Here is a 7,653-nt window from a genome sequence, read left to right as displayed (position 1 = left end):
CCCCTGGCCCCCTGTCCTCACTCCCCTGTACGTCGAGAGAAAGCCGAGGTCGCCGCTCGATGACGTCCCTACTCAGCCGGGGCCGGTCCCGGATCGTGTCCCTGCTGCCGTCGCGGGCCGATCTGGTCGGCATGGGCCGCAGCCCTCGCCGCGACCTGCTCGCCGGACTGACCGTGGCGATCGTCGCCCTGCCGCTCGCCCTCGGCTTCGGCGTCTCCTCCGGGCTGGGCGCCGAGGCGGGGCTGGCCACCGCGGTGGTCGCGGGCGCGCTCGCCGCGCTGTTCGGCGGCTCCGATCTCCAGGTGTCCGGGCCCACCGGCGCCATGACGGTGGTGCTGGTGCCGATCGTCGCCCGGTACGGCGCCTCCGGGGTGCTCACGGTCGGGCTGATGGCCGGGCTGATGCTGGTCGCCCTGGCCGTGCTGCGGGCCGGGAAGTACATGCGGTACGTGCCCGCTCCCGTGGTGGAGGGCTTCACCCTGGGCATCGCCTGCGTGATCGGCCTGCAGCAGATCCCGAACGCGCTCGGGGTGGCCCAGCCCGAGGGCGACCGGGTGCTCGTCGTCGCCTGGCGGGCCCTGGAGGAGTTCGTACGGCACCCGAACTGGACGGCGCTCGGCTGCGCCGCCGCGGTCGCCGCGGTCATGCTCGTGGGGGCGCGGTGGCGGCCGGCCGTGCCGTTCTCCATCCTCGCCGTGATCGCGGCGACCGTCGTCGTCCAGGCGGCCGGTCTGGAGGGGGCCCGGCCGATCGGCGACCTGCCCTCCGGGCTGCCCGCGCCGTCGCTGGCCTTCCTCGACCCCGGCGCGCTCGGTTCGCTGCTCGCCCCGGCGGTGGCGGTCGCCGCGCTGGCCGCGCTGGAGTCCCTGCTGTCCGCCTCGGTCGCCGACGGCATGACGGTGGGCCGGCGGCACGACCCGGACCGGGAGCTGTTCGGACAGGGGCTGGCCAACATCGCCGCCCCCCTGTTCGGCGGGGTGCCGGCGACCGGCGCGATCGCCCGGACCGCCGTCAACGTCCGCACCGGCGCGGGCTCGCGGCTCTCCTCCCTCAGCCATGCCGCCGTGCTCGCGGTGATCGTCTTCGCCGCCGCCCCGCTGGTGTCCCGCATCCCGCTGGCGGCCCTGGCGGGCGTACTGCTGGCGACCGCGGTCCGCATGGTCGAGGTCGGCTCGCTGCGGGCCATGGCGAGGGCGACCCGCTCGGACGCGGCGATCCTCGCGCTGACCGCTCTGGCCACCCTGGCCCTGGACCTGGTCCAGGCCGTCGTCATCGGCCTCCTCGTCGCCGGCGCCCTGGCGCTGCGCGCCGTGGCCCGCCAGGCCCGCCTCGACCAGGTGCCGCTGGACCGCGGCGACCTTCCCCAAGCTCTCGGCTGCGCTCGAGCAGGGGAGACCCCAACCGACGAGGAGCACGCCCTGCTCGCCGAGCACGTCGTCGCCTACCGCATCGACGGGCCGCTGTTCTTCGCCGGCGCCCACCGCTTCTTGCTGGAGCTGAGCGAGGTGGCCGACGTGCGCGTGGTGATCCTGCGCATGTCCCGGATCTCCACCATGGACGCCACCGGGGCCCTGGTGCTCAAGGACGCCGTGGAGAAGCTCGACCGGCGCGGCGTCCTCGTCCTGGCCTCCGGCATACGCCCCGGCCAGCGCCAGGTCCTGGACTCCGTCGGCGTGCTGGACCTGCTGCGCCGCAGGGGCGGGGAGTACGCCACCACGCCCGAGGCCATCCGGGCCGCGCGCGGACATCTGGAGACGGCCGGCGTGCTGCGGCCGGCGGACGCTCCTGGCCGGCCCGCGCACGGAATTGCACAGCTGCGCAATTCTTGATGTTGTTACCGCCTGTCGCGACGCACAGCAGAGCCAGGACGAAGCAATGGTGACCACGCCGCTGTACCAACTCAAGGCCGAGTTCTTCAAGACGCTCGGCCATCCCGCGCGCATCCGCGTCCTGGAGCTGCTCAGTGAGCGCGAGCACGCGGTGGCCGAGATGCTGCCCGAGGTGGGCATCGAACCCGCCGCCCTCTCCCAGCAGTTGGCCGTGCTGCGCCGGGCCGGCCTGGTCGTCTCCCGCAAGCAGGGTTCGACCGTCCACTACTCGCTGACCGACCCGCACGTGGCCGAACTGCTGCGGGTGGCGCGGACGATCCTGTCCGGAGTCCTGGCGGGGCAGGCGGAGATGCTGGCCGATCTGCGCGCGGCGCAGGGCGAGGGCCCGCCGTCCGCCTGACCGGTGCACCGGCCCGGTGACGGACAGCCGGGGCCCCACCGCGGGTGGCGGTGGGGCCCCGGGGCCGGGCGAGGCGGCCGTCAGAGCAGCCAGCGGTTCCGGCTGACGAAGGGCAGGCGCGCCCACAGCCGGCCGAGCCCCCAGGTGGCGCCGGCACCCGTTGCCGCGAGGACGATCAGGGCGACGGCGTAGACGAAGTGGTAGTCGGCGAACGGGTTCGTCGACATGCTCGGCGAACCGTCGGACAGGTGCTGGGCGGGGGGCCATTCGGCCATCCACATCAGCGCCGTCATCACGGTGCCGGCCACCGCGGCGAGCCGCAGCCCGATCCCCGCGATCAGCGCGACTCCGATGCCCAGCAGGCCGAGCATGAACAGCCAGTCGGCCCACGCCGCGCCGGCCCAGGAGTGGAAGACGGACTCCATGGGCCCCGTGGCGACCGCGCCGAGGAAGCCCCTGGTCGGCGAACCGCCGTCGATCCAGCCCCTGCCGGACGGGGTCGCGTAGCCGAAGCCGAACGTCTTGTCCAGGAAGGCCCACAGGAAGACGAACCCGAGCAGCACCCGCAGCCCGGCCAGGGCGTGGGCGCCGAACGCGGTCGCCGCGCCGGTCTCGGACGCCGCGGTGGCAGCGGAAGCCGTCCGCGGCCTGCGCGGCAACGAAAGGCGCAGACCGGTGTGGTGCTGGGAGTGGTTGTGTACGGCCATGATGTCCATCCCCTCCAAGGGAGCCCCACCGGGTGTCCGCGGGGCGGTCACGGAATGTCGGTCGCTCTCGGTGCACCACCAATGTCCCGCCGTCGCGGCCGGGCGCTCAGGGGCTGCGGGGCCCCGTCCTCAGGGCCGAACGTCCCTGCTTCCGGGGCCCGTTCAGCCGTCCGCGAGCAGTCGCCCGCGGCGCGGACCGCATCCGTCCGGGCCGAGCCGCCCACGTGCGGACGTGGACGCGGGACGCGGACGCCTCGGGTTGCGGGGGCCTGACCGGAGCCCTGTACTGAGGGAATAGGGCGTCCGCCGTCCCGCCGCCCTGTCGACCGCCGCGGAGGAGCACGCGTGATTCGAGCCGCCCCCGCTGCTTGGCCCCGCAGCGTGTCCCCCCGGTCCCCCGACCGCGCTCCGGCGCCGTGCTGAGTGTGCTGCTCGCCGTGCTCGCGGCGGTCGCGAACGCGCTGTCCTCCGTGCTGCAGCGCAAGGCCGCGCGCGAGGCTCCGCGGGAGGACGGTGTGAGTCCGCGGCTGGTGTGGCGGCTACTGCACCGCCCCGTGTGGCTGTGCGGCGTGCTCGCGATCATCGCCGGGTTCCTCCTGCAGGCCACGGCGCTGAGCTTCGGCCGGATCTCGGTGGTGCAGCCGGTGCTGGTGATGGAACTGCCGGCCACCCTCCTGCTGTCGTCGCTGGTGTTCAAGAGCCGGCTCGGCGCCCGGGAGTGGGGCGCCTCGGCGGCGATGGCCGCCGGTCTGGCCGGGCTGCTGTTCTCCTTGTCCCCCTCCGGCGTCCCCGCCCCCCACGCCGGCAATCCGGAGTGGGCGGTCGCCTCGGGGCTGAACATCGCACTGATCGCCGCCCTGGTCGCCTGGGCCCGCCTCGCCGGTCCCGGCGCCCGCAGAACGGCGCTGCTGGGTGTGGCGACCGGATGCACCTTCGGCTTCACCGCCGCACTGATCAAAGGCGTCACGGAGGCGTACGCCCACGGCTTCGCCACGCTGTTCACCAGCTGGCAGCTCTACGCCATGATCGTGGCCGGTGCCGGTGCCATGGTGCTGCTGCAGGCCGCTCTGCAGGCCGGACGCCTGCTGGTCAGCCAGCCCGGCATGACCATGTCCGACCCGGTCGTCGCGATCATGTGGGGCATTTTCGTCTTCGGCGAAGTGGTGCGGGGCGGTTTCTACATCCTCATGTCGGTCGTGGCGGCAGCCGTCGTGGCCACCGGCGTCATCCTGCTGGCGCGCTCCCCGTTGCTCGCCGGCACCAGTGGCAGGGATGAGCGGGAGGGCTCCGGCGGCGCCCGCGCCGAGGCGGCTTCGTGAAACACCCTGCCGCGATCGACCGGGCCGGACAGCGGATGCTGCACGCCCTGGGCGGCGCGGCCCGCGCGCGGGTGGTCCTCGTTCTCGGCGCGGTGCTGGGTCTCGACGGAGCCGGCAAGGGCACGGTTTCGGCCATGGCCGGACCGATCAAGGAGGCCTTCCACGTGGGGAACACCGGGATCGGGCTCCTGGCGTCGGTGGTGTCGCTGGTCTCCGCCGTGTTCACCATCCCGGTCGGTGTCCTCACGGACCGGGTGACCCGCACCCGCCTGCTCGCCCTGAGCACCTCCCTGTGGGTGGCGGCCACCGTGCTGTCCGCCGTGTCCCCGCCCTACACCTGGCTGCTCGTCTCGCGAACCGCGCTCGGCGCGGTCACCGCCACCGCCGGGCCGACCGTGGCCTCCCTCGTCGGCGACTCCTTCCCCGTCGGGGAGCGGGCACGGATGTACGGACCGGTCCTGGCCGGCGAGCTGGTCGGCACCGGAGTGGGGTTCGCGATCTCCGGGACGGTCGGCTCCGCGCTCGGCCGGCGCTTCGCCTTCTGGTGGCTGATCGTCCCCGGGGTGCTGCTGGTGTGGGCGGTGGTCCGGCTGCCGGAACCGGCGCGCGGCGGCCAGGGCCGTCTCCGCCCCGGCCAGGACGGCGTCCCCGAGGCCCGTGGGCGCGATGCCGCCGGCGAGCGGGCGCCCGCCACGGACGGCGACGGCGACGACCGCGGGGCCGAGGACGCCCGGACGCCGGCCACCGAGCGCAACCCCGCGGCGCGGGCCGTGGAGGCCGTCGGTGTTCCGCCGCACGAGGACCTGATCCTGCACGGTGACCCGCGCACCCTGCCGCTGGGCCGGGCCGTCCGGTACGTCCTGCGGGTGCGCACCAACGTTGTCCTGATCGCCGCTTCCGCGCACGGAGCAGGGCGCCCTTCTCATTCCGCCACATCCTGCACATATGTTTCTTTTCTGTCGGGACGGGGATCCAGAGGCAGTGAAAAACCATCCGGTACACCGGGGGGCGCACGGTCCCCCAGCGGCTGGAGCCGCCTGCCGCGTCGATCTTCGGCATCGCGTACTGACCCACGTCCCGGTCGGCGCGGGGCCGGAGGCGGTCGTGGTGGACCCCGCCGCGCGCCGGGCCTTCGTGGCCTGCAGTCGGGACAACGCGGTGGCCGCCGTGGACCTGGACCGGTGCGCGGTCGTGTGGCGGGCGGAAGTCGGCCGTGAGCCCATTCCCGTCGTCCTCGATCCGCCGACCCGGCGGCTGTTCACCGCGGATGCCCGCTCGGACACGGTGACGGTGCTCGACGCGGACACCGGCGGACGCGTGGCACAGATCCGGGTCGGAAGCTATCCGGCGGGGCTCGGGCACGACGTCGCGCGGCGCCGGGTCTTCACCGGCGACACCGCCTCGGGCACGGTCACGGCCATCGACGCCGACCGCCTGGAGGTGGTGGGCACCGTCCGCGCGCAACTGGGCGCCGGGAGCATCGCGGTCGACGCCGGCACCGGGCGCGCCTACTGCGTGAACTTCCTGTCGGCGTCCCTCACCGTCTTCGACAGCGGCACGCTCCGTCCGCTCGGCCGCGTCCCGGTCCACGACGGCCCGTGCAAGGCCGTACTCGCGCCGGGCGGCGGGGCCCTCTACGTCACCGAGTCGCTGCCGAGCACCGTCGCCCGTGTCGCCCTGCCCGGCGGGCGGGTCGTCGGCCGCTCCCCCGCCGAGCGCGCGCCCGTGGGCCTGCACGCCTCCGACGACGGCCGGTGGCTGTACGTGTGCAACCGCGGGGCCGGCACGGTGGGCGTCCACGACGCCCGCACGGGAAGCGAACAGCACCGCATCACCGTCGGCAACGGTCCCGGGGACTGCGCCCTCGACCCGGCCACCGGGTGGCTGCTGGTCTCCAACGCCGGCAGCGGCACCCTGTCCGTCGTGGACCGTCCGTGGCTGCCCGGCGGCCGGCCGGCGGCAGCCCATCCGGCCGAGGGCCGGCCCCTGCCCGGGTTCTCCCTCCCCGACGCGTTCACCGGCCGCATCCGCACCTCCCGTGAGTGGGCCGAGAAGAAGTACGTCATCGACTTCTTCGCCAGCTGGTGAGGCCCCTGCAACGCGGAGGCGCCGGTTCTGGAGGAGCTGCGCCGCCGTTCCGCCCGGTCCGGGCTGGACATCGTCATGATCAACGTGTGGGAGAGCGTGGACGCCGCCAAGGAGGCCCGCGACTTCTGCCGCGTCTGGGGCATCGAGGGCACCGTGCTGCTCGACGAGACGGGCGAGTACGCGGCCCGTCTGGGCATCACCGGTGTGCCGACGAACGTCCTCGTGGGCGTGGACGGCGCCGTCCGCCGGGTGGGTGCGACGACACCGGCGGAGCTGCACGCCGCCGTCGACGCGCTGCTGGACGAGGACTGACGGCGGCACGGCTGAAGCACCACGCCCCTTCACATGGCAGTGCGAAGAAAGGGGCACGGGGGCACGGGCCCGGGCATGCGGGTGCGTGCTCAGCGCTCCGCTTCGGGTCCGGCGGTGTGGACGTCCGTCACGCCGGGGATGAGGAAGGACCACATCGGCTTCGGATCCCCGTAGGGCGGATCCATACCGGGCTGTCCCCCGCGGCTGTTGGTGTGCCAGGTCTTCCCGTAAAAGTTCACCAGCCGTTCGAAGAACGCCTTCTCCGCCGTCTCCGGCAGTCCGGGGGCCACCGGCTGCCCGGACAGCCACTCGAAATTGTGCGGATGCCAGTACGGTTTCTCCTGGTCGCGCAAGGGTCTCCGCCCGTCCGGGACGGCTCGACGGCTCGACGGCTCGACGGCTGTGCGTCCTGCCACCCGAACGGGGCGAAGCCCTGGCGCATTCGGCCCTCTGCCGTTTTCCCGAGCCTTCCGCGGGTTACCTTCACTCCCCCCCACCGCGCACCTGAGGTGACCCATGCGCCTGCTGCTCGTCCACCCCAGCGCCCTGATGTACTCGGAGATCTTCCTCCGGCTCGAGCCCCTCGGGCTGGAACGCGTCGCCGCGGCGGCGCGGGAGGCCGGCCACGAGGTGCGGGCCGTCGACCTGCAGGTGCTGCGGAGCAAGGATCTGGAGCGGACCGTGGCGGAGTTCCGGCCCGAGGCGGTCGGGTTCTCGCTGAACTACCTGGCGAACATCCCCGAGGCCATCGACCTCGCCCGCGGCATCAAGCAGACGCTGCCCGGCTGCTTCGTGTTCTTCGGCGGACACAGCGTCTCCTTCGTCGCCGAGGACGTCCTGCGGCAGGCGGAGGGCGCGGTGGACGCGGTGATCCGCGGAGAGGGCGAACCGGCCATGGCCCCGCTGCTGGCGGCCGTGCGCGACGGCGGCCTGGACCAGGTGCCGGGCATCGTCACGCCCGGCGGACGCGGGCCCGCCCCGGTCATGCTCCACACGAT

At 73.9% G+C, this 7,653-nt stretch carries 8 protein-coding genes and 1 pseudogene; 7 read left to right on the top strand and 2 right to left on the bottom strand.

Going from position 1 to position 7,653, the window contains the following annotated elements; genetic code table 11:
• The first annotated feature begins 59 nt into the window (after positions 1-59).
• Together C1I97_RS26395 and C1I97_RS26390 are read left to right on the top strand one after the other, a co-directional pair.
• Entirely contained in the window at positions 60-1,829 is a 1,770-nt protein-coding gene (locus C1I97_RS26395; protein WP_111005659.1) for a SulP family inorganic anion transporter, read from the top strand.
• 49 nt (positions 1,830-1,878) lie between these two features.
• Positions 1,879-2,229 (top strand): ArsR/SmtB family transcription factor, encoded by a 351-nt coding sequence (locus C1I97_RS26390; protein WP_111005661.1) that lies wholly within the window; start codon positions 1,879-1,881, stop codon positions 2,227-2,229.
• An 80-nt stretch (positions 2,230-2,309) separates the two neighbouring features.
• Here the strand turns inward: C1I97_RS26390 and C1I97_RS26385 are convergent, their stop codons facing one another.
• Positions 2,310-2,936 (bottom strand): DoxX family membrane protein, encoded by a 627-nt coding sequence (locus C1I97_RS26385; protein ID WP_111005660.1) that lies wholly within the window; start codon positions 2,934-2,936, stop codon positions 2,310-2,312.
• A 416-nt stretch (positions 2,937-3,352) separates the two neighbouring features.
• On the opposite strand from C1I97_RS26385, the gene C1I97_RS26380 reads away from it, so the two are divergent.
• From C1I97_RS26380 to C1I97_RS26365, 4 genes and pseudogenes are all read left to right on the top strand, one after another.
• Positions 3,353-4,255 (top strand): DMT family transporter, encoded by a 903-nt coding sequence (locus tag C1I97_RS26380; RefSeq protein WP_146608295.1) that lies wholly within the window; start codon positions 3,353-3,355, stop codon positions 4,253-4,255.
• Positions 4,252-5,472: an MFS transporter gene (locus C1I97_RS26375; protein ID WP_111005657.1), complete on the top strand. Its 1,221-nt coding sequence runs from the start codon at positions 4,252-4,254 to the stop codon at positions 5,470-5,472. The genes C1I97_RS26380 and C1I97_RS26375 overlap by 4 nt, the downstream gene beginning before the upstream one ends.
• Positions 5,414-6,343 (top strand): YncE family protein, encoded by a 930-nt coding sequence (locus C1I97_RS26370; protein ID WP_181446920.1) that lies wholly within the window; start codon positions 5,414-5,416, stop codon positions 6,341-6,343. Before C1I97_RS26375 ends, C1I97_RS26370 begins: the two co-directional genes overlap by 59 nt.
• Positions 6,344-6,355: 12 nt before the next feature.
• Positions 6,356-6,655: pseudogene (locus C1I97_RS26365) on the top strand (TlpA family protein disulfide reductase); the annotation flags it as partial.
• 89 nt (positions 6,656-6,744) lie between these two features.
• On the opposite strand, the gene C1I97_RS40740 reads toward C1I97_RS26365, so the two are convergent.
• On the bottom strand, positions 6,745-7,008 hold the full coding sequence (locus C1I97_RS40740; RefSeq protein WP_220040861.1) for a DUF1264 domain-containing protein: 264 nt from the start codon (positions 7,006-7,008) through the stop codon (positions 6,745-6,747).
• A gap of 163 nt (positions 7,009-7,171) precedes the next feature.
• Here C1I97_RS40740 and C1I97_RS26355 point away from each other — a divergent pair.
• Positions 7,172-7,653: cobalamin-dependent protein (locus C1I97_RS26355; protein WP_181446919.1), on the top strand; the 482-nt coding region annotated here is incomplete at its 3' end.

This window comes from Streptomyces sp. NTH33, assembly GCF_003236365.1.
Classification (GTDB): Bacteria; Actinomycetota; Actinomycetes; order Streptomycetales; family Streptomycetaceae; genus Streptomyces.
Note: the sequence above shows the minus strand (reverse complement) of the source record. Positions and strands in the feature narration are given on the sequence as shown.